Here is a 21,087-nt window from a genome sequence, read left to right on the forward strand (position 1 = left end):
AGCTGTAGCCCGCACCGGCTTTCCATCGAGGTCTGGCTTAGGCCGTCAATTCGTGACCAGCGAGGAGATCACGTTCACGTCCTTGCCTTTGATCTGGTTCACGTTGATGACGACCTGAGACTGCTGCGAGTTGTCGAACTTATAGGTCTGCAGCAGACCCTTGTGCTGGAAGTTGCGGAGAGTCGCAGCGACCTTCTCCGGATCGGTCGTGCCGGCCTTCTTCATCGCCTCGATGACGATCATCACATTGTCATAGCCGGTGATGCCGAACGGGAGCGCCTCGCCGCCCGTCGCCTTCTTGAACTCATCCTTGAACGCGGCAAGCTCCGGCGACGTCGAGGTGGTCGGGCCGGTCGAGATGTAGACGCCGTCAAGGGCCGGACCGGCGGCGTTGATGAAGGTCGGCGATGCCCAGATCACGGCGACGCTGAGGAACGCCGGCTTCAGCTGCAGCTCGCGGTATTGCTTGATCATCGAAACGCCGTCTTCGACGAAGGCGGCGCCGACGACCGCATCCGGATTGGAGGCGCGCACCTTGGTGAGCAGACCATAGAAGTCGGTCGAGCCGGTGTCGAAGTACTCCGCCACCACGACCTTCGAGCCGAGCTCGGTCGCCTTGGCAGCGATCGCCTGCCCAGCGGCACGGCCCCAGTCGTCGTTGCGCCCGAGATAGGCGATCGACTTCGCGCCCTTCTCCTTGATCAGGTACTCGACCGACGGGCTGACGTTCATGATCGAGGTGAGCGTGGTGCGGAAGCTGTATTTGAACTCGGGCGAAACGACCTGTGGCGCGGCGGCAACGAAGCTTATGGCGATGCGCTTATTCTTTTCGGCGATGGGCAGGACCGCCAAGGTCGTGGTGCTGGAAGGAGGGGTGAAGATCACCGGCACATTGTCCTGGCCGACCAGCTTTTCCGCGGCGGCGACCGACCGCTCGGTTTTCGACTCGTCGTCGACGTTGACGAGCTCGATCTTGTACTTTTTGCCGCCGATCTCGACTCCGCCCGCCTTGTTCAGCTTGTCCACGGCATATTGTGTGCCGCCGAGCGACTCCTTGCCGATCGACGCATTGGGACCCGAGAGCGCGAAGATAGAGCCGAGCTTCAGGGTCTCCTGAGCCGATGCAGGCGCTGTCAGGGCCGCGACGGCGACCAGCGTGGCCGCGATCGGGTTGGTGAATCTCGTACGTTTGGTCATGACGTTTCCTTCTCCATCAGTCTGGGTTTGGTAAGAGATCTGCCGGTGTGCGCGCTTTAATGGGACAGCGCTTCGGTCGCGCCGGCGTGCGACTGAAGCGTGTAGGCGACCGAGGGCATCACGCGGCGAGCCCTCCGAGGTAGTTCTCCTGGACGGCAGGATCATCGAGCAGGTCCCTGCCGGTGCCGCTTTTGACCAACCGGCCAGTCGCCAGGACATAGGCGCGATTGGCGAGCTTCAACGCCATGCGCGCGTTCTGCTCGACCAGCAGGATCGTGGTGCCTGCCTGGTTGAGCTCGCGGATGATGCGGCCGACCTGCTGCACGATCGCCGGTGCCAAGCCCAGGGATGGCTCATCCAGCATGAGCAGGCTCGGCCGGCTCATGATGGCGCGGCTGATGGCGAGCATCTGCTGCTGCCCGCCGCTCAGGCTGCCACCCGGCAGACGCAAGCGCTCGCGCAGGATCGGAAAAATGTCGAGCACCCGCTCCATATCCGCCTTCACCGCATTGTCGGTGCGGTAGTAGGCGCCGAGGTCCAGATTCTCGCGAACCGTCATATCGGGGAAAACGTGGCGGCCCTCGGGCACCAATGCGACGCCACGCTTGATCAGCTGAGAGGACGGCAGGCCGGCGGTCGCGTTGCCGCGCAGCGAAATCGTCCCACCGACCGGCTGCAGCATCCCGCAAATGGTCTTCAGGAGCGTCGACTTGCCGGCGCCGTTGGCGCCGATGACGGTGACGATCTCACCCTCGCCGACGGTGATCGAGATGTCGTGGAGAGCCAGCACCGGGCCGTAGGCGACGCGCAGGTTCTCGATCTTAAGCATCGTCGTCGGTTCCCAGATAGGCCTCGATGACCGTGCGGTCGGTGCGGATCTCCGCCGGCTTGCCCTCGGCGATCTTCCGCCCCTGGTCAAGGACAACGATGCGATCGCAGACGCCCATCACCGCGGCCATGTCATGCTCGACCAAAAGCACAGTGACTCCGGTATCGCGGATGCGTCGCACCATCTGAGCGGCTTCCATGGTCTCGCGCGGATTCATGCCGGCGAACGGCTCGTCCAACAGCAGCAGGCGCGGATTCAGCGATAACGCCAAGCCGATGCCGAGCAGGCTCTGATGCGCGTAGGCCATCGAGCCGGCCAGGTTTGCCGCCTGGGAGCCGAGGCCCACGAAGTCCAGGACCGTCCGCAGGCGCCCGCGGGTCTCCCCTTCGACGGCGCGAGCCGGTGCCAGATGCAGCCAGTCCGCCCAGAAGCCGACCCTGTTGCCGGCCAGGAGCGCGGTGCGAAGATTCTCCTCGACGGTGAGCTTGGGGAAAATACGCGTCCCCTGGAACGTGCGGGCGATGCCGAGCGCAGCAATGCGGTCCGGCCGGAGGCCGGTGATGCGGTTGCCTTCCAGTCGAACCTCGCCACCGCTCACAGGAAAACGACCGGAGATCAGGTTGAAGGTCGTCGTCTTCCCGGCCCCGTTGGGCCCGATCAGACCGACGATCTCACCGGCGGCAACATCGAAGGAAACGCCGTTGACGGCGCGAACGCCGCCGAATTCCTTGGCGATCGCGTCGACGGAAAGAAACGGAGCATCAGCCGGCATGGCGCTGCTCCTTGGCTCCGTTGGCCGGCTTGCAGGGAGTCAATTTCGCACGGGCGATTTGAGCGAGACCGACCAGTCCTTGCGGTGCGAACAGCGTGACGAGGATGAGAAGCACGCCCATCATCGCCGGGCGGTAGTGAGTGGTAAAGCTCAGCAGCTCCGGCACATAGACCAAGAAGACTGCTCCCAGCAGCGGGCCGATGAGGGTGCCGACGCCGCCGACCACCACCATGACGATCATGTCGACCGAGGCGGAGATGGTGAACTGGCTCGGTGCCAGCACGGTGAGGAACGGCCCGAGCAAGAGCCCGCCCAATCCCGAGACGAAGGCGGCAATGCAGAGCCCAATCACCTTGTGGCGCATGACCGGGATGCCGACGAATTCGGCCAGGATCTCATCCTCGCGCACCGCGATCAGCATGCGGCCGGTGCGGCTCAGCACCAGCCGCCAGAGTGCCAGCAGGCTCGCGCCCAGGACGACGAGCACGAGGTAGTAGAACGACGTCTTGGTATCGAAGCTGAGCCCCAGGATCGGCTCCGGCGGGGCTACCGGCCGCAAGCCGAGCGGTCCATTGGTCATATCCTGCCAGTTGGCGATGACGAGACGGACGATCTCGGCGAAGGCCAACATGACGAGGATGAAGAACGGGCCCCGGAGCCGGAGGGTCAAGAGTCCGACGAGCGCGGCGACGATCACCACGGCTGCGAGCGCAATCGGAGCCGCAAGCCAGAAGTCGAAGCCGAGCTTGATCCGCAACAGGGCCGAGACGTACGCGCCGATCGCAACGAACGCCGCTTGCCCCAGGTTGATCTGTCCGACGAAGCCAAGAACCAGCCCCATGCTGAGCGCGAGAATCGCCCAGATCAGGGTCAGCGTGAGCAGATAGATCTGGTAATCGCCGAGCGCGGCCGGGGCCGCCGCCAGCAGAAGCACCACTCCGCCGATCAGGACCTTCTTCAGTGCACCCTCCCGAACAGTCCGGAAGGGCGAACGAGTAGGATGGCGATCAACAGGAAAAAGGTGAAGACGTCCTTGAAGGCAAAGCTGATGTAAGCACCGGTCAGGTTCTCGAAGAGGCCGATCGCGAGACCGCCGGCAACGGCGCCGGGAACGCTGCCGAGGCCGCCGAAGATGACAATGATGAAGGCTTTGATCAGAGGCGAGCCGCCCATCGACGGCTCGACGGCATAAAGCGTACCGAGGAGCGCGCCGGCGGCGCATGCCATGGCGCCGGAGATGGCGAAGGCCACGGCCACGATACGGTCGACGTTGAGGCCAATCGCCTCGGCGCCATGGCGGTTCTGGGCGATGGCGCGAAGCGCCTTCCCGATCTTGGTCTTGTACAGCAGCAGATAGAGGCCGACGACGAGCAGCGCCGTAATGCCGAGGACCGCGAGGCGATGGTTGGTCATCACGACGTCGCCGACTTCGACGATCCCGGTAATGCCCGCGCTCATCTGGCGAGGTGCCGTACCCCAGGTGATGATCGCCGCCTCGCGGAAGACGTAGAGGAGACCGAGCGTGGCCAGAATGATCTGCAGCTCGCCCTGGAGGGACGTGAAAGACCCTTGCATCAGCGGCTTCAGCGTCGTGTAGAACATGATGACGCTGACCAGAGCGATGCCGGCCATGGCGAATGGGAGCGCCGCAAAGAACGGCACGTCCAGATAGCTCATAATGGTGAAGGTGAAGAACGCCCCCAGCATCAGCAGCTCGCCATAGGCGAAATTGACGACGCGCGCGGCTCCGAAGATCAGCGTGAATCCCAGCGCCGACAGCGCGTAGATGCCACCGAGCACCAGACCATTGGCGAGCTGTTGCGCTAGCACAGGAAGCGCTCGATCAGCTGGCCGACCGTCGCCGGCGCGTCGTGGTGAAGATTGTGCCCGGTATCGGGTATTCGCTCGAAGGCCAGCGACGGCATCATCTCCCGCCGCGCCGCCAACACCTCGGGATCGCTTCCCGGCGCATTGGCGCGGTGATCGCCAGCGGCGATCCACAGCACCGGAGCACGAATTCGCGACCAAATAGCGCGCCACTCATCCATGTGATGGAGAGATGGCAGTGAGCCCTGATAGCTGGGATCGAAGCGCCATCGATAGCTCCCATCGGCCTGCCGCGAGCTCGAATGCTCGGCAAGGAACATCGCCTTGTCGAGTTCGAGCCTGCGATTGGCATGCCGCAGCCGCTGGGCCATGGCGGCAATCGAGGGATAGGCGATGGGCTCACGTGGCTGCCTTATTCGATCCAAATACCTGCCCAGCACGGCGCTCATGTCCGCCGGCACCTGGTGCAGAGGCGGCCCGAACGCATCCAGGGAGACGAGCTTGCTCACGCGGTCGGGACGCAGTCCGGCATAGATGCTGGCAAGGTTGCCACCCATGCTGTGACCTACGACCGCAGTCGGGCGGTCGCTCAAAACCTGGAGAAAAAGCGCGTCGAGATCGGCGAGGACCTCGTGCAACCAATAGCCCTGCGTGCTCCATTCAGAGCCGCCATGCCCGCGGAAATCAGGGGCGATGACCGACCAGTCCTGCGTCAGCGCGTCGACTACGAACTGAAAGGTGATGGAGCTGTCCCTCCCCCCGTGCAGGAACAGGATCGGTCGCGCGTCGGCCCGGCCCCATCGGCGCAGGTTGTAGCCGACACCGCGAATCGACAGCCGTTCGCAGCGCGATGGCCGTCGCGTCGAATAAATCGGGACCTGATCGTTACCGTCAGCCAGCATGGTCGTGCATCAGGACGACGCGGCCGGCAGCCTTGCGTGCCTCCATGAGGCTGTGCGCCGCGGCCGCTTCGGCCACAGGGAAGCTCGCGGCCACTTCCGGCGTGATCTCTCCTCTCGCCACCAGACCCAGGACCGCTTTGAGGTCGGACAAGGTCGCATGCGCGCTGCCGATGAACTCGAGCTCTTTCAGGATCGCCATTGCCGGGTTGATGGCAACATTGCCCGGATCGACGTTACCGACGATGACCATCCGACCGCCGGCCTTCAACGACCGTACGCTGGCATTGAAGGTGGGCGTTCCAGCGATCTCGATGGCCGCGTCCGCGCCATCGCCGTTGGTTAGCGCCCGCACGTCCTTGTGAAACGCCATGTCCGCCGACACCACCACCTCGCTCGCACCGGCCTCGCGCAATCGCTCGACCTTGGAGGCCGAGCTGGAGACCGCAATCGTCCGAAGCCCCATGAGCTTGGCGAGCTTGACCGTGTGGATACCGACGCCGCCGCTGGCCGCCGTGATCACGACGGTGTCGCCAAGCGCGAGGCGTGCACGGTGCAGGGCGTGGTAGCCGGTGCCGATGGCGCAGCTCACCATCGCCGCAAGATGCAGCGGGATGCCTGCCGGCACCGTTGTGGCGTTCCGCTCGGACGCCAGGACGAACTCGCCATAGCCGCCGGAAATGCCCTCGCCATAGAAGCCGGGACCCGACACGCACAAATTCTCCCGCCCGCTCCGACAGAGTGCACAGAGGCCGCAGGCCAGGCGCTGGATCACGGCGACGCGGTCGTCTGGTTTAAACCGCGTGACCAGCGCGCCGGTTTCGACCACCGTTCCGGCGATCTCGTGACCCATTACCGCCGGCAGCTTGGTGTGCGGGAAGTGGCCGGCACGGTTGAGCAGGTCGTGGCCGCAGACGCCACAGGCCGCCACCCGGATCAGTATCTGGTCGGGTGCGGGAATCGGTCGTGCCACCTCTTCGCAGGTAAAGACGTCCGGCCCGCCGAACCTTGGAAGAACCACGGCGCGCATGGCTAGGCTCTCCTCTGGATCTCGGCCAGCGCCGAGGCGAGCACGCGCTCACGGTGATAGGCAGCATCGCCATAGGAGTATTCGAGCACCTTGGCGCGCCGAAGGTAGAGGTGCAGGCCCAGCTCCCAGGTGAAGCCGATCCCGCCATGGATCTGGATACCCTCGTTGCAGACCTGGCGCGCGGTATCGCCACAGAAGGACTTGGCGATCGAAACGGCCTTGGTCAGCTCCGGCGCCTCCTCGGCGAGGGCCCAGGCGGCGTAATAGGCGGCGGACTGGCTGGCCTCGATCGCCACCGCCATGTCGGCACACTTGTGCTTGATCGCCTGGAACGAGCCGATCGGCTTATCGAACTGTATGCGCTGGGCCGCATAGTCGATGGACCGGTCCAGCATCTTGCCGGCCACACCGGTCATCAGCATCGCGGCGGCGGCACCGCTCGCATCCAAAAGCCGTTCAACCGATCGGCCGGAGGGATCGCCGCCGAGGATTTCGTCGCGGACGATCCGCACCCTGTCGAAGGAGACCTCGTAAAAGCGGCCGGCAGGGTCGAAAGCCTCATGCCGGCGGAGGCTCACGCCACTGCGGCTCGGTTCGCACAGCACGAGGCCGAGTTTCCCGTCAGTACCAAAGCGCGTCGCAACCAGGAGGACATCGGCGGTTTTCGCATGGGGAACCAGGATCTTCCGTCCACTCACGCTCCAGCCGTTTCCGGCCACTTCCGCTGTCATCGCTATATCGTCGGGGCTGAAACCGGCCTCCGCCTCGGCGATCGCCGGCACCATCGTCAGCTTGCCCTCGGCGATCGACGGCAGTAGCTGCGCCTTCTGTGCCTCCGTGCCGAAGCGCGCGACGGCGTCGGTCGAGACGATGGTCTCCACCACCGGCGCCGGAACGAGGGCACGGCCGAATTCCTCTATCACGAGCGCCAGGTCGACGAAGGATAGGCCGAGTCCCCCATGCTCTTCCGGCACCAACATGGAGAAGCACCCAAGCTCCGCCAGCTTCGACCACAAGCGCGGATCACGGCCTTCGCCCGCCATCAAGGCGCTGACCTTCTTCAGATCGTAGCTCTCCTCGAGGAAACCGCGGATAGATTCTCGGAACATGTACTGCTCGGAGCTGAAATCGAAATCCATGGTGGGCGCTACTTCGGCAGGCCGAGCACGCGCTCGGCGATGATGTTGCGCTGGATCTCCGATGAGCCCGAGTAAATGGTGAAGGCACGCGACTGCAGGAAGCTCAGCTGAAAGCGTCCGTCGGCCGGGGACAATGAATCCCCTTCGCCGAGCGGCGCCAGCGGACCCAGCGTCTCCAGTGCAGTCTCGTACATCGACTGCGTCACATGGCTCCAGTAGAGCTTCAGCATCGAAGCGCTTGGGCCCGGCGGTTCGCCCTTCAACGACTTGCTGAAGCTGCGCAGACAGTTGAGGCGCATCAGCTCGATCTCGACCACGGACTTCGCCAGCTTTTGACGCAGCACCGGGTCATCGATGGCTGCCTTGCCGCCGCGCTTCAGGGTCGACGCTGTCTCGAGGAGTTGATCGAGCTCGAGCTTGAAGCGTATCTGGCGGCCGAGCGCATCCTCCGGTCCCCGCTCATAGGCGAGCGTGGTCATGGCGATTTTCCAGCCGCCATTGAGCTCGCCGACCAGGTTCTGCGCCGGCACGCGGACATCATCGAAGAAGGACTCGTTGAACTCGCTCTCGCCGGAGATCTGCCTCAGCGGCCGAATGGTGATGCCCGGTGTCTTCATGTCGACGAGAAGGAAGCTGATGCCCTTGTGCTTCGGCAACGACGGATCGGTGCGGGCCAACAGGATGCACCACTGCGCGTATTGCGCGAAGCTGGTCCAGATCTTCTGGCCGTTGACGACGAAGTGATCGCCGTCGCGGGCCGCCTGGCACTTGACCGAGGCGAGATCGGATCCTGCGTTCGGTTCGGAGAAACCCTGGCACCAGACCTCCTCGCCCGACAGGATCTTCGGCAGGAAGCGCTGCTTCTGCGCCTCGGTCCCGTGATGCAGCAGGGTCGAGCCGGTCAGGTTCCGGCCGATGATGTTGAGCCCTTCGGGTGCCCGCGCCCGCGCCATTTCCTCGGCGAAGATCCCCTGCTCGATCAGCGTGGCGCCGCGACCGCCGTATTGCTTCGGCCAGGCGATGCCGTTCCAGCCACCCTTGAAGAGCTTCTTCTCCCAGTCGAGACGGAAGCGGGCGCGCTCATCCTCATCCTTTGGCTCGAACACGGTCCTGCCCCAGCCCGCGGGCAGGTTCGCTGTCAGCCATCGACGGAGGTCGTCGCGGAACTTGAGGTCTTCGGCGCTGTAAGCGAAGTCCATCGTCAGCCCTCGCTCTGACGAAAATTTGGGGCTCGCTTCTCGCGAAACGCCGCGACCCCCTCGCGATGCTCCGGCGTCGTATAGGCCAGCGTCTGCGCGTAGCTCTCGTAGTCAAGCATCTGCTCGAGCGTCGAGGTCGACGAGCGATTAAGCAGCGACTTTGTCATCGCCAGCGCCGTCGGCGGACCTGCGGCGATTTCGCGGGCGAGTTTCCGTGCCTCGTCCATCAGCTGCGCTGCCGGGACAACATGGTTGGCGATACCAAGCGAGCGCGCCTCTTCCGCGCCGATCTTCTTGGCGGTGAAGCACAGCTCCTTCGCCTTGTTGAGCCCAACGACGCGGGTGAGCAGGTAGAAGCCGCCGAGATCGGGCACGAGTCCGAGCCTCGTGAAGATCTGGCTGAAGACGGCTGCCTCGCTGGCGATCAGAATGTCGGCTGCCAGCGCCAGGTTGAATCCAGCACCGACCGCCGGGCCGTTGACGGCGGCGATCACCGGCTTCTCCAGCATGACTAGAGGGCGAAGCACGTCAGCCAGAATTCCTCGGTGCCGTTTCCGCCGATCCAAGAGCTTCATGTCCGGGTTCATCGACTTGACGTCGGCGCCGGCGCAAAAGCCCCGGCCGGCGCCGGTGATGATGATGCTGACGACGTTTTTGTCTTCCGCCATCTCGCGGATGAGGCTGGACAGTTCCTTGTAGAACTGGTCGTTGGTCGCGTTCAACACCTCGGGACGATTGAAGGTGACGGTCGCGACACCTTCGGACACGTCATAAAGCAGGGTTTCAAAGGACAAAATCGTTCTCCCCAATCATCCCTGCGGCCTCAGACCGCGTCTCAGAATCTTGCCGGTCGGCCCTTTCGGCAGCTCAGGCAGGAAATGGACAGCGGATGGAACCTTGAAATAGGCGAGCTCTTCCTTGCAGTATGCGATGATCGCCTCGGCTGTCGTCGACTGCGGTGTCTGCAGGGCCACGAAGGCGACGGGCGTCTCGCCCAGGGTGTCATCCGGTACGCCGATGACCGCGACCTCTCTCACGCCGGGATGCCGGTAGATCACTTCTTCGATGTCGACCGGGTAGATATTCTGGCCACCGCGGATGATCACGTCCTTCTTGCGATCCACGATGTAGCCGTGTCCGTCCACATCCCTGAGGCCGAGATCGCCGGTATGCAGCCAGCCGTCGCGGATCGCGATCGCGGTTTGGTCAGGCATCTTGTAGTAGCCCTGCATGACGTTTGGACCACGAACACAGATCTCGCCGACTTCGCCCGGCGTAGCCTCGCGGCCGTCCTCGGCCACGAGTCGCATCTCGATGCCAGGCAGCACTTTGCCGATCGACTTCGGTCGCAATACTCGACCGTCAGGGCCGAGCTCGATGTGCTCGAGCGAGACGATTGCCGTTGCCTCGGTGAGGCCATAGCCGGTCATGACCACGGTATCGCGCCCCATGGACGCGTATATCCGCTCCAGGAGAGCCGCCGGTACCGGCGCCGCGCCGGTCATGACCCGACGGATCGACGTCAAGTCGTACCTGGGCGCTTCCGGATGGTCGAAGAGCTTCTGCAGCATGGTCGGCACGCCGGGGAAGAAGGTGCAGCGGTGGTCCTGAATGGCCTTCAGGCAAAGGCCGGCGTCGAACTTCCGCATCAGAACCATGGTGGCGCCGGTCGCCATCAGCGCGTTGATCCCCTGGTTCAGACCGAAGGTGTTGTAGAGCGGCAGTGCGCAAAGCGTGACGGTCGATCCGTCGAGCCCGAGCCAGGCTGGTGTGGGGTCGTAGTTCGCCCGGATATTGGCGATCGAGAGCATCACGCCTTTGGCTTTCCCGGTGGTGGCGCTGGTGTTGAGGAGCAGCCCGATGGCATCGCTAGCCAGATCGACCGGCTCGGCAATCGGATTGCCGGCGTTCTCCAGGCGCGCCGCGGAAACGAGAATGCCCGACTCCTCCTGCGGCGGCAGATCGATCACGACCACACGCCTCATCGTCTCGGTGCCCGCCCGACCAAGCTCCGGGAGGTTGGGCAGGAACTCGCGCCCGATCACCAGGAACTGGAGATCGCAGCTCTGGATCGCGTGCGCGATCTCGTTCTTGCGATAAAAGATGTTGAGTGGGGAGACGATTCCGCCCAATGCGAAGACTGCCTGCTGGAAGAAGATGAACTCGGGCCGCGCGTTCACCATGATCCCGACACGCGAGCCGACATCGACCCCCAAAATCGCAAGACCACCCGCAAGCCGGCGCACGCGCTCGGCGATATCGGCGAAGCTATAGCGTCGCTCTTCGAAGATGAGCGCCGTCTTCGAACCTCGTTCCCGCGCCTGGCGAAATAGGTGGTCGGCGATATTGGCCATATGTGGCCTCTTATTCCGCCGCCGCGCGCGGCGGCGGCGGAACGTGCTTCAGGTCGCCCTCGGTGGAGTCCGGCACGTCGAACCATTCCTCAGGCATGTGCCTGGGAATGCGGAAGTCGTGCGCCGGCACGATGACATCCGAGGCATCCAGCACCTTTTGCATGCTGGCGATCGTCATGCGCTCGCTTTCGCTGCGGATCGAGGGCGGCAGGAAGGTGCCGGTGAGGAACCGCATGGGCTTCTTCGTCGCCCGCGGATCGGCCGGATACCAGTTCGAGTAGTGGTCGCCCAGATCAGTGACTATCGCCGCTCTTCCCTTCTTCGTGGTGATGACGGGAATGTGCATGCCAAACGTATGCCCCGGCACCTTGAGCAGCTGCACGCCGTCCATCAGCTCGAGATCTCCGTCGACGAGCCGGAGTTGCGAAGGTCGTTTGCGGTTGAGGAGACCGATCACGGTTTCCTTCAGATAGAAGATCCGTTGCGTCGCAGCCGGATCGATCGCATGGAACATCTCGTCCCGCTGCAGGACGACGCAGGCCTGCGGAAAGAGATCCAGGTTCCAGGCATGATCGAAATGCAGATGGGTCACGATGATGATGTCAATCTGCTCGGGCTTCGCATCCACCGTCCCCAGGGCTCGGCGGAGCGCGTCGTGGCCACCGCCCTCACTCTCGATGTTGAGGCGCCTCTTCACCTCCGGCGGATCGGGCATGCCGGTGTCGACGAGCAGCCGAACCTTCCCGTTCGTCGCATACCACGTGTGGATCGGCTCGCGAACGATGCCGCCACCCTGGGGAATGAACAGCTCTCCCAGTCTGAGCGAGTGGATCTCGAACATCTGCCGTTCCTCCCACACGAAGCGCTGCGGTTTTCCGCAGTTATCCTGCTTTGTCGTCGATGATCTCGAAATGGGAAATGTCGTCGAGCGAGCCGGTCCGCTTGTCGCGCCAAACCGCACGAACCCGCGTACCCGGCTTCACCAGCTCCTTCGCGCGCTTCATGTCGAGGCCGGCCACAGTATGGATGAGCCGCGTGGTGGCGCCGTCGAGCATGATCTCCGCATAGATATAGGGCGGCGGCTGCTTCTGCCCCTTGAACTCGAGATAGATCACCGACATGGCGCGCACCGTGCCGGTCTGCTTGACCTCGACCCAGGTGCCGGTCGGCTTGTGCGTGATGTCGCAGATCTCGCGCGGCGGCAGGAAGGCGCCATCACCATCCGGTGCGCGCACCCCCATGATGCGCCGATTGGTCTTGATCTCGTCGAAGAGACGGCCGTAGTACGGCCCGAAGGCGTGCTCGTAGTGCAGGTCGAGCGTGTAGGGGACGACCTCGATCGGCGCGGCGGGCGCCTCCAGGGAACGGATCTTGCCGACCGGCGCGTTCGGTGCGGGGCGGAAGCCTTCGATACCGAGAATGCTCTTCTCGACGTCGGGCGCCCAAACCGCCTCGACCCGCATCCCGACCGAAAGGTCCCCATAGGCCGCGCCGACCAGTCGATGCGGGAAATCCACATCCGAGCCATCGATGCGGATGAGCCCGATCATACCGGCGTCGGTTTCGGTGAATGCGGTCAGCGCTCCGGTCGTGGGCGCCTCGATCAGCTCGAACTCGGAGTCGCCGGAGAACGGGCAGAAATCCTGCGCGGGCACCACGACCTTGCCGCTCTTCTTGAACTTGGATCCGACGATGCGACGGCGGCCGATCTCGGCGAGGAAACTCCCAACCGCTTTGCCCGGCGTCAGCGTATAGGGCATCGACAGGACGCTTTTGAACGCCGGCATGTCGATCGGATGAGCGCTCGGGATCGGTAGCATCGCCAGGTCTCCTTAAGCCGCGAGCACGGCAAGCCCGCGCAGATTCGCCCAACCACCGCCGGACTGGGCAAGAGCCAGCTTGGCGCCGGGGATCTGCATCTGGTCTGCCTTGCCCATCACCTGGGAAGCGGCCTCGATCACGCGGATCAGGCCGGCGGCGCCTATTGGATTTGCGCCGGCGCAGCCGCCCGAGGGATTGACCGGGATGTCGCCATCGAACTGGGTCGCGCCGGACTTAATCAGTGCGGCCGCTTCGCCCGGTGCGCAGAGCCCAAGGCTCTCGTAATAGCTGAGCTCGAAGCAGGTATAGGGCTCCTGCACCTCGACCACGTCGAATTGCCGCCGCGGATTGGTGATGCCGGCCGCGCGATAGATGCGGCGCGCCGCGATCGCCAGCGGCTCCGAGACCACCATCGAGCGCGACGGTGCGTTGTCCGCCTCGCAGAAATAGCCCATGCCGCGGATCCAGGCTGGCCGGTCCGTCGACTTCGCGGCCGCCTTTTCCGAGGACAGCACGATCGCCGCGGCCCCGTCGGAGATCGGCGGCACGTCTAGGAGCTTGATCGGCCAGGCCAAGGGCTTGGAGGCCAGCACCTCCTCGACCGTGACTTCCTTCTTTACGTGAGCATGAGGGTTGCGCATGGCGTTCTTACGGTTCTTGACCGCAACCATCGCCGCCGCTTCCTCGGTATGACCGAGCACATCCATGCGCGCCCGCCAGTAGGCAGCCGAAAATCCCATGATGCCGACGGCGAACTCGCGACCCCAGAATGGATCGTAGAGCGTCGAGATCGAGTATTGCAGGGCGCCTTCCGACAGCTTGTCGTATGCCACGACGAGGACGCGCTCGGCGAAGCCACCGGCGATCTGGTAGTAGCCGGCAAGCGCCCCTGCGAGACCGGTGCCGCCGCCGCTGGTGATGCGCACGAGCGGCTTTTGCGAGGCGCCGATCGCGTCGCACACCCACTTCTCCGGCTGATTGACCGCAGCGAACAGCACCGGACCCGTGGCGACGACGACAGAGTCGATGTCCTCCATCGCAAGCTTCGCATCGGCAAGCGCGCGGTCGACCGCTTCGCGCACCAGACCCGCCTGGCTCACATCGGTTCGGCGGCGCGAGTGATGCGTCTGGCCGAGACCAACGATACCAACGTGACGACCCATGGATCAGGCCTCCAGGGTTACGACGCAATGCGTCTGCATGCCGACGCCGCCCCAGCCATGGACGATCGCCGAGGAGGGGTTCCGCAAGTCGTAAGTGTCCGGATAAAGCAGCTGACGCGACGCTTCGGCAAGACGCACGAGCCCGGTCGCCATGATCGGATCGGCCGGCAGTGAACCGCCCGAGCGGTTGACCACGGTCCCGCCCTCGCTCTTCAGCAAATCGATGCCGTGGCCCGGCTTGGCCAAGCCCAAGGCCTCCATGACCATGAGCTCGCCGACAGCCGAGGACGCGCCAAGTTCGGCGAGCGAGGCTTCCGGCCTCTTCCATCCGGCGCGCGCATAGGCGGTCTTCGCCGCCTTCTCGCAGGCTTCAAGGGCGCCGGCGCTGCGCGCTGCGAAAGAATGGCGGTCGGCCGAAGCGCCAAGCCCGGTGATCCAGACCGGCGTCCGGTTGATGCGACGCGCGATCTCCTCGGAGACCAGCAGCACCGCGACCGCGCCGTCGACCGGGCGCGACATCATCAGCTTCGTGAGCGGCCGGGCGACGTTGACCGAAGCCAGCACGTCCATCTCGCTGGGGACGCTCGGGATCTGAACCTTGGCGTAGCGCGACGCGTCGGACCACCGCTTGACGGCGAGACCGGCGAGATCTTTGGGCGCGAGCTTGTGCTTGGCCAGATAGCGCTGCGCCTGCATGCCGCTGGCCGCGCGGTGGTCGAAGCCGACCGGACGCTGATAGAACGGCTCGCACTGGGTCGCGTAGAAGGCGTTGAAGTCGGATTCCGACGGTTTCGAATAGGCGATGATCAAGCCGATATCGGCGCCGCCGGCGGCGATCTTGGTGGCACCGTAGAGCGCCGCCCAGAGACCGTCTTCCTCGACCCGCGACTCTTCCTTGTGATGCGCCCCCATGGCGCCGAGGAAGCCGCAATTGGAGATGCTGCGGCCGTCGAGGACGTCACTGCCGGAGTCGATGATGAAGTCCACGTCGTCCAGGTCGAGCCCGGTTCCCTTGAACACGCCCGCCACCACCGAGGAGATCAGATCAATGTGCTGGGCCTCGCTCCAAGCCGAACGAAGTTCGGTTTGTGCGGAGGAAATCACCGCTACCTTGCTGGGCGTCATGCCTTCATTTCCGCATCTATAGGTGGCCAGCCGGACCGTCAAACGCCGCAATCAGCACAATCAACAGGTCCGGCGCTGCATTCGCGATACGCACAGTGCCCACTGGATAGGCAGGCTGTCAAGCACAAAAGTCGAAAATTTATCGGGAACGCGAAAACCGACGGAGACGTTGGAACGGTGATTAGCCGCGTTTTTACTGGAATCTTGCGCCGTGACCGGGAGAGGCAATATACTAATGGATCCGAATATGTTTCGGGTTTTAAAGGGTTAATCGATGTCCAAGGATTTTCGCGAGACGGCGCTGCAGGCCCGGATTACGGGCGACGATTTCGGAAGCTTCGTCACCGCCGCCGCCGATCGCTGCCGGGAGGACACCAGCGAGCGCAAGCAGGACCGCAGCAAGCGGCGTGAGCAGGAGATCCTGAGAGCCGCCATTCGGGTTTTTGCCCGAGACGGCATCTCTCGCGCCCGCATCGGCGACGTCGCCGCGGAGGCGGGCATGCCGGTCTCCTCGATTTACGAATACTACCAGAGCAAGGAAGACCTTGCCTATGCGGTGCCGGCCTCGCATCTCGGCCGGTTCTTCAGCGAATATGCTGAAGCCGCGGTCGGGAAGAAGACCGCGTGGGAGCGTCTTCGCCTTTATCTCTGGCTCGCAGCCGACTTCGCCCGGCGCAACCCCGAATGGGCACGGATGCTCTACCTTGAGATCTGGCCGAGCGTCATGATCGGACAGACACCGGTCCGCAAGGCGCTCGACGACTACGTCCGCGTCATCGTCTATCTACTGCGCCAGGGCGCGGCCGGCGGCGAATGGCAGGCCGAGCGGAATCCCTATGAGATGGCTGCGATCCTCACCGGCAGCGTTAACCAGGTCATCATCACCTGGCTGCTCTATCGAAAGCCATCGAACCTAATGAAGGCGGTCGACTCAATGATCGAGCGCGTCATGACGTTGCTGCCGACGAACGAGCTCAGGCCCGGGAAGCGGATGAAGAAGGCAGCTGGCCGGAAAGGCTGATTGCATGTCTGTCACTATTGGATCGTTCGAGGTGACGGTGCAAGAAGATGGCGTCGCAGCCGTCCTCTTTTCCCGTCCGCCGGTCAACGCCGTCTCACTCTCGGTTTACGAAGACATCGGAAAGCTCGCGGACACGGTTGAGGCCGATACAAGTATCCGGGTCGTTGTTCTCACGGCGCCGGAGGAATCGCGTGCCTGGTGCGGCGGTGCTGATCTTCGTGACTTCAAGGGGATGAATCCGGAGCGCTGGAAGGAACGCTACGGCTTCATCAATGCCACAATCCCTCGCTTTGCTCGCCTCGATCGGCCGGTCATCGCGGCGATTAATGGCAACGCCATCGGGATCGGCATGGTTCTCGCGGGCCTCTGTGACATGCGCGTGGCGTCCGAGGAAGCGCAATTTTCTTGTCCTGAGATCGACTATGGGCTGGTCACCGGCGGTGCCGGCCTCTTCGCGATGTTGAAGATGCCGGAGGCGAAGATGCGAGAGATCCTGTTCACCGGCCGCAAGTTCACGGCACGCGAGCTGGAGCCGACTGGCTACTTCAACTACGTGATGCCAAAAGCCGAGGTCGTGCCGAATGCCCTCGAGCTCGCCAGCGCCATCGCCATCGCCGCCAAGAGCTTGCCGGCGATCCGGGCACGCAAGGTGGCCTCGCTCGGGCTCGAAGGGCGCAGCTGGATGGAAGCCTACCTCGATGCCCAGGCACCGTCGGCTCAGCTCGCTACGGGCGCCGATGGCGGCGAGGCTGTCCGCGCCTTCCTGGAGCGCCGGGCGCCGCAACTCCGTGACCGCTAAGCTAGAAAAGGGCCGTGCGGCTCGGAGCCCCGCTTTGGGACAAATCTGGGACAGCGCGGTGTGAATTGATCTGCACCGGCCTGCATCGATCTGCATCGTCCTGCGCTGATCCCGTTAACCTTTGCCACCCCTGCCCTAGGGTTTCCGCGGGCCTGATTCGCTCTTGAAAACCGGCAGACCTGCAAGGGTCTCGTGGGTTCGGATCACACCCCATCCGCCAATACGACCGATCTCCACAGATGTCCGCTTTGCGCCAGCCGCCATACGCTCATCGAGCAATTACGAGCGCCGAGCCCTGATGACTGCTCTGTGTGCTCATTGGGCCACCTGCCAGCCCCTTCTCCTACCGCGCGAGCCTCTCTCGCCCGTACAAAAGCAGCATCGCGATGATGACGAGGCCGTAGATGATCTGCCGTCCCGTCTCTTCCATCTGAACGACGGACAGTATCGACTGAAGGAGCGTGATCAGAATGACACCGGCGACAGTGCCGATATATTTGCCGCGCCCGCCAAGGATCGAGGCGCCGCCCAGTACAACGGCGGCGATCGAGGGCAGGAGATAAGCATCGCCCATAGCCTGCGCAGCCTTGCTCGCATAGCCTGCCAGCAATATGCCACCGAACGCGGAAAGGCCGCCCGCGATTGCGAATGTGACGAGAACGACGCGTTGGGTCTGGATCCCCGAGAGATAGATGGCGCGCTCGCCATTGCCGATGCCGTAGATCGCGCGCCCGAACGTCGTACGCGAAAGCACGAAGACCGTCGCGCCGCCGACCACCACCCAGACGACGAGTGCATTGGGCACGCCAAGCAGCGTATCTCCGGTAGCGATGAAGCGCATTGCGGCCGACGACGAGTCTTGCGGCGAGAACCCACCGGTGTGGACCACCATCAGTCCTTGCGCGACCGCGTTCACAGCCAGGGTGATGATCATCGAGGGCAGGCGGAGGTAGGCGACGCCAATGCCATTGGCGAGGCCGAGTCCCACGCCGCAAAGAACGCCGAAGGGTATGGCGAGCGCTTCGCCGATCGGGCCCCATCCCGTCGCCGCCGTCGACATCATGCCCCCGACGGCCACCACCCAAGGCACCGACAGGTCGATCTGCCCGAGCAGGATAACCAGCATCATGCCGGTGGCGATAATGCCAAGGAACGAGGCGACCTTGAGCTGTTGCAGCAGATATTCGGGCGACAGAAAGCGCGAGGAATAGAGGCTGCCGAGCAACAACAGCAGGATGATGCATCCGAAGGCGGTTGCCACCGCCGGATCGACCCTTCGCCACTGTGCGCCTCGGGTCGTCATCGGGGGCGGCTTCATTAGAACAGGTCGAGACGATTGCGGATTTGAAACAGCCGTACCGAACCAAGGCATACGGCCGCCAGAAGCACGACGCCTTGGAACAGGGGCTGCCACAGAGGCTCGAGATCGAAGACGAACAAGAGGTCGCCGATGGTCCGAAACATCAGGGCTCCGAATATCGCGCCGATCGCGCTGCCCGATCCCCCGAACAATGAGACGCCGCCAAGCACGGCGGCGGCGATCGAAAACAGCGTGTAGGATCCGCCGTTCGCCGCCGAGGCCTCGCCAGAGGCGGTGATGAAGGTGAGGAAGAGGCCGCCGACCGCCGCGATCAGTCCGGACAGGACATAGACGAGGAAGCTGGCAGCGCGGACGGGCACGCCGGACATATAGGCGGCCGCTGCCGATGAGCCGACCGCGTAGGCCGCTCGCCCGATCGCCGAACGCCGGAATGGAATCCAGATCACAAGGACGACGACGAGGAGCGCGACCAGGCTCGCCGGGACCACGCCCCAAATGCGGCCGGTGAAGGCGTCGGCGAGGTCCGAGTCGACATCGCCGCCGGGGACCGGCCTTATCGCCAGCGCGACCCCAAAATAGATCGCACCGGTGGCGATCGTCGTCACGATCGGTTGTAGGCGTCCATAGATCACGATTGCACCGTTGATCGCGCCGCAGACCAATCCCGCGAGCAGCACACCTGCGACGCCCAAGCCGACCATCGCGGGCGCACCGAGCACGATCGCGGAGGCGAGGCAATTGGTGAGAACAAGCATCATGCCGACCGACAGATCGATTCCAGCGGTCAGGACCACGAATGTCTGCGCCATCGCGATCAGCGCCAGCAGTACGCCCTTGTTGGCCGCCGTCTGAACGACATTGGCAGTGAAGCCGGCGGGATGGTTGCTGGCGTAAACGGCGAACATGAGGATGAAGAACACGAATGCGAGCAGCGTTCCCCGATGTTCGCCCAGCCGATAGCGCCAGTCCCTCACCCTCTCATCGCCGACACCATATCGCCCCCCTCGCTGTGCGTTGCCATGTTTAGGGCGCTGCTGATCAGCGCGCGCTCGGTGATCTCTTCGCCGACAAGCATGCGTTTCGCGGTGCCATCATAAAGGACAAGCACGCGGTTGCAGCAGCCGATCAGTTCGTCGTAGTCGGTCGAATAGAAGACAATCGCGGCGCCGGTCGCGGCGAGCCTGCGCAGGAGCGGATATATCTCCGCCTTGGTGCCGACGTCGATGCCGCGGGTGGGATCATTCAGCAGGATGATGCGCGGTTTGACCATCAGCCACTTGGCGATGACCACCTTCTGCTGGTTGCCACCCGAAAGCGAACCGACGGGAACATCCGTCCCATCGGTTCGGATGGCGAGCAATTTGATCATTTCCTCGACCAGCTGACGCTCCCTTGCGCGATCGACGACCCCGCGAGAGGCAATGCTGTCGAACGCGGCGAAGGAAAGATTGACGCTGACCGACATCGGCAGAACCAGTCCTTCAATCTTGCGGTCCTCCGGGATCAGCGCCATGCCGATGCTCCTGGCCTTGGCGGCGTTCGGGCTCGAAATGGAGGTCGGCACGCCGTCGATCAGGATTTCGCCCGACATGCCGCGCAGCACGCCGAACAGCGCGAGCAGAAGCTCCCGCTGCCCTTGCCCGTCGAGGCCGCCCAGACCCACGACCTCGCCCGCGCGAACGGCCAGAGAAATGTCCTTCAGCCGGCCGGACCAGGACAGATTGCGCACCTCGAGGACCGGCGGCTTGTCGCTTGCGGCGAGTGCCAGCTTGGGCGGGAAGACATGGCTGTATTCACGCCCGATCATCAATTCCACGACCTCATTGTCGCTTTTCTCGCCGGCCCGATAGGTCGCGACATTGCGACCGTTGCGAAAGACAGTGCACCGATCCGCGAGCTCGGCGATCTCATGCATGCGATGCGAGATATAGAGCAGCGCCAGGCCCTCGGAGCGCAGCCGCTTCAGCACCACGAACACCTTGGCCACATCGGCCGCCGTCAGCGCCGAGGTCGCCTCGTCGAGGATGAGCACGCGCGGATCGCGCGCCAGCGCCTTGGCGATTTCCACCATCTGTCGGCGCGACAACGGCAGGTCCTTAACCGGCGCGAGAGGATGAATGTCCTCGGCGCCAGCCCGGGCGAGCGCTTCTTCCGCGATCCTGCGCTGGGCATGCCTGTCGATCAGGCCAAATTTTGTCGGCGGATTGCTGATCGAGATGTTGTCTGCGACCGACAGGTCGGGAATCAGCGAGAGCTCCTGGAAGATGCAGACGATGCCCGCCTGATTGGCCGCCGCGGGAGAGGCGAATTTGATCTCGCGTCCATCGAGCAGCATGCGGCCTTCATCGGGCTCGACGACCCCCGACATGATCTTGATGAGCGTTGATTTCCCGGCGCCGTTCTCGCCGAGAATCGCGTGAATTTGTTCCGCTTCGACCGTCAGATCGGCTTTTTCCAGCGCCTTGACGCCGCCGTATCTCTTGGACGTGCCTTCCATGCGGAATAGCGGGACTGCGACGGGCTCCATCCTCTCCCTCTAAGACAAGCGCCGCGGGATCCCCTCTCCCGCGGCGCCGATCCTAGCAGATGTC

At 63.8% G+C, this 21,087-nt stretch carries 20 protein-coding genes; 2 read left to right on the forward strand and 18 right to left on the reverse strand.

Annotated elements, in window-relative coordinates; all coding sequences use genetic code 11:
- Nucleotides 1–45 precede the first annotated feature (45 nt).
- The 15 genes from HY058_02180 to HY058_02250 form a co-directional block, all read right to left on the reverse strand.
- On the reverse strand, nucleotides 46–1,197 hold the full coding sequence (locus HY058_02180; GenBank protein MBI3496091.1) for an ABC transporter substrate-binding protein: 1,152 nt from the start codon (nucleotides 1,195–1,197) through the stop codon (nucleotides 46–48).
- Nucleotides 1,198–1,315: 118 nt separating this feature from the next.
- A complete protein-coding gene (locus HY058_02185; GenBank protein MBI3496092.1) occupies nucleotides 1,316–2,026 on the reverse strand; it encodes an ABC transporter ATP-binding protein in 711 nt (236 codons plus the stop codon).
- Nucleotides 2,019–2,798 (reverse strand): ABC transporter ATP-binding protein, encoded by a 780-nt coding sequence (locus HY058_02190; GenBank protein ID MBI3496093.1) that lies wholly within the window; start codon nucleotides 2,796–2,798, stop codon nucleotides 2,019–2,021. Before HY058_02190 ends, HY058_02185 begins: the two co-directional genes overlap by 8 nt.
- On the reverse strand, nucleotides 2,788–3,735 hold the full coding sequence (locus HY058_02195) for a branched-chain amino acid ABC transporter permease (protein ID MBI3496094.1): 948 nt from the start codon (nucleotides 3,733–3,735) through the stop codon (nucleotides 2,788–2,790). The genes HY058_02190 and HY058_02195 overlap by 11 nt, the downstream gene beginning before the upstream one ends.
- A gap of 20 nt (nucleotides 3,736–3,755) precedes the next feature.
- Nucleotides 3,756–4,628 carry a branched-chain amino acid ABC transporter permease gene (locus tag HY058_02200; protein MBI3496095.1) on the reverse strand — a complete coding sequence of 291 codons (873 nt, stop codon included), beginning with the start codon at nucleotides 4,626–4,628 and terminating at the stop codon, nucleotides 3,756–3,758.
- Nucleotides 4,622–5,527 (reverse strand): alpha/beta hydrolase, encoded by a 906-nt coding sequence (locus HY058_02205; protein MBI3496096.1) that lies wholly within the window; start codon nucleotides 5,525–5,527, stop codon nucleotides 4,622–4,624. Before HY058_02205 ends, HY058_02200 begins: the two co-directional genes overlap by 7 nt.
- Complete coding sequence (locus tag HY058_02210) at nucleotides 5,517–6,554, reverse strand: alcohol dehydrogenase catalytic domain-containing protein (protein MBI3496097.1); 1,038 nt, start codon at nucleotides 6,552–6,554, stop codon at nucleotides 5,517–5,519. The genes HY058_02205 and HY058_02210 overlap by 11 nt, the downstream gene beginning before the upstream one ends.
- 2 nt (nucleotides 6,555–6,556) lie before the next feature.
- Nucleotides 6,557–7,693 carry an acyl-CoA/acyl-ACP dehydrogenase gene (locus HY058_02215; GenBank protein ID MBI3496098.1) on the reverse strand — a complete coding sequence of 379 codons (1,137 nt, stop codon included), beginning with the start codon at nucleotides 7,691–7,693 and terminating at the stop codon, nucleotides 6,557–6,559.
- An 8-nt stretch (nucleotides 7,694–7,701) separates the two neighbouring features.
- Nucleotides 7,702–8,892, reverse strand: coding sequence for an acyl-CoA dehydrogenase (locus HY058_02220; protein ID MBI3496099.1), 1,191 nt, complete (start codon nucleotides 8,890–8,892; stop codon nucleotides 7,702–7,704).
- A gap of 2 nt (nucleotides 8,893–8,894) precedes the next feature.
- Nucleotides 8,895–9,689, reverse strand: coding sequence for an enoyl-CoA hydratase/isomerase family protein (locus HY058_02225; protein MBI3496100.1), 795 nt, complete (start codon nucleotides 9,687–9,689; stop codon nucleotides 8,895–8,897).
- Between the two features lie 12 nt (nucleotides 9,690–9,701).
- Nucleotides 9,702–11,246: an AMP-binding protein gene (locus HY058_02230; GenBank protein MBI3496101.1), complete on the reverse strand. Its 1,545-nt coding sequence runs from the start codon at nucleotides 11,244–11,246 to the stop codon at nucleotides 9,702–9,704.
- Between the two features lie 10 nt (nucleotides 11,247–11,256).
- Nucleotides 11,257–12,087 (reverse strand): MBL fold metallo-hydrolase, encoded by an 831-nt coding sequence (locus HY058_02235; protein MBI3496102.1) that lies wholly within the window; start codon nucleotides 12,085–12,087, stop codon nucleotides 11,257–11,259.
- Between the two features lie 40 nt (nucleotides 12,088–12,127).
- A complete protein-coding gene (locus HY058_02240) occupies nucleotides 12,128–13,066 on the reverse strand; it encodes an OB-fold domain-containing protein (protein MBI3496103.1) in 939 nt (312 codons plus the stop codon).
- Between the two features lie 12 nt (nucleotides 13,067–13,078).
- Nucleotides 13,079–14,230, reverse strand: coding sequence for a propanoyl-CoA acyltransferase (locus HY058_02245; GenBank protein ID MBI3496104.1), 1,152 nt, complete (start codon nucleotides 14,228–14,230; stop codon nucleotides 13,079–13,081).
- A 3-nt stretch (nucleotides 14,231–14,233) separates the two neighbouring features.
- Nucleotides 14,234–15,355 carry a thiolase family protein gene (locus HY058_02250; protein MBI3496105.1) on the reverse strand — a complete coding sequence of 374 codons (1,122 nt, stop codon included), beginning with the start codon at nucleotides 15,353–15,355 and terminating at the stop codon, nucleotides 14,234–14,236.
- 274 nt (nucleotides 15,356–15,629) lie between these two features.
- On the opposite strand from HY058_02250, the gene HY058_02255 reads away from it, so the two are divergent.
- Nucleotides 15,630–16,376 (forward strand): TetR/AcrR family transcriptional regulator, encoded by a 747-nt coding sequence (locus HY058_02255; GenBank protein ID MBI3496106.1) that lies wholly within the window; start codon nucleotides 15,630–15,632, stop codon nucleotides 16,374–16,376.
- Between the two features lie 4 nt (nucleotides 16,377–16,380).
- A complete protein-coding gene (locus HY058_02260; GenBank protein MBI3496107.1) occupies nucleotides 16,381–17,175 on the forward strand; it encodes an enoyl-CoA hydratase/isomerase family protein in 795 nt (264 codons plus the stop codon).
- Between the two features lie 343 nt (nucleotides 17,176–17,518).
- On the opposite strand, the gene HY058_02265 is transcribed toward HY058_02260, so the two are convergent.
- Genes HY058_02265 through HY058_02275 form a run of 3 tightly spaced genes read right to left on the reverse strand, consistent with a single transcriptional unit; the run spans nucleotide 17,519 to nucleotide 21,023 of the window.
- Nucleotides 17,519–18,493: an ABC transporter permease gene (locus tag HY058_02265; GenBank protein MBI3496108.1), complete on the reverse strand. Its 975-nt coding sequence runs from the start codon at nucleotides 18,491–18,493 to the stop codon at nucleotides 17,519–17,521.
- A complete protein-coding gene (locus tag HY058_02270; GenBank protein ID MBI3496109.1) occupies nucleotides 18,493–19,470 on the reverse strand; it encodes an ABC transporter permease in 978 nt (325 codons plus the stop codon). Before HY058_02270 ends, HY058_02265 begins: the two co-directional genes overlap by 1 nt.
- Entirely contained in the window at nucleotides 19,467–21,023 is a 1,557-nt protein-coding gene (locus HY058_02275; GenBank protein MBI3496110.1) for a sugar ABC transporter ATP-binding protein, read from the reverse strand. Before HY058_02275 ends, HY058_02270 begins: the two co-directional genes overlap by 4 nt.
- Between the last annotated feature and the right edge of the window lie 64 nt (nucleotides 21,024–21,087).

This window comes from Pseudomonadota bacterium, assembly GCA_016195085.1.
In the GTDB taxonomy this organism is placed as follows: domain Bacteria; phylum Pseudomonadota; class Alphaproteobacteria; order SHVZ01; family SHVZ01; genus JACQAG01.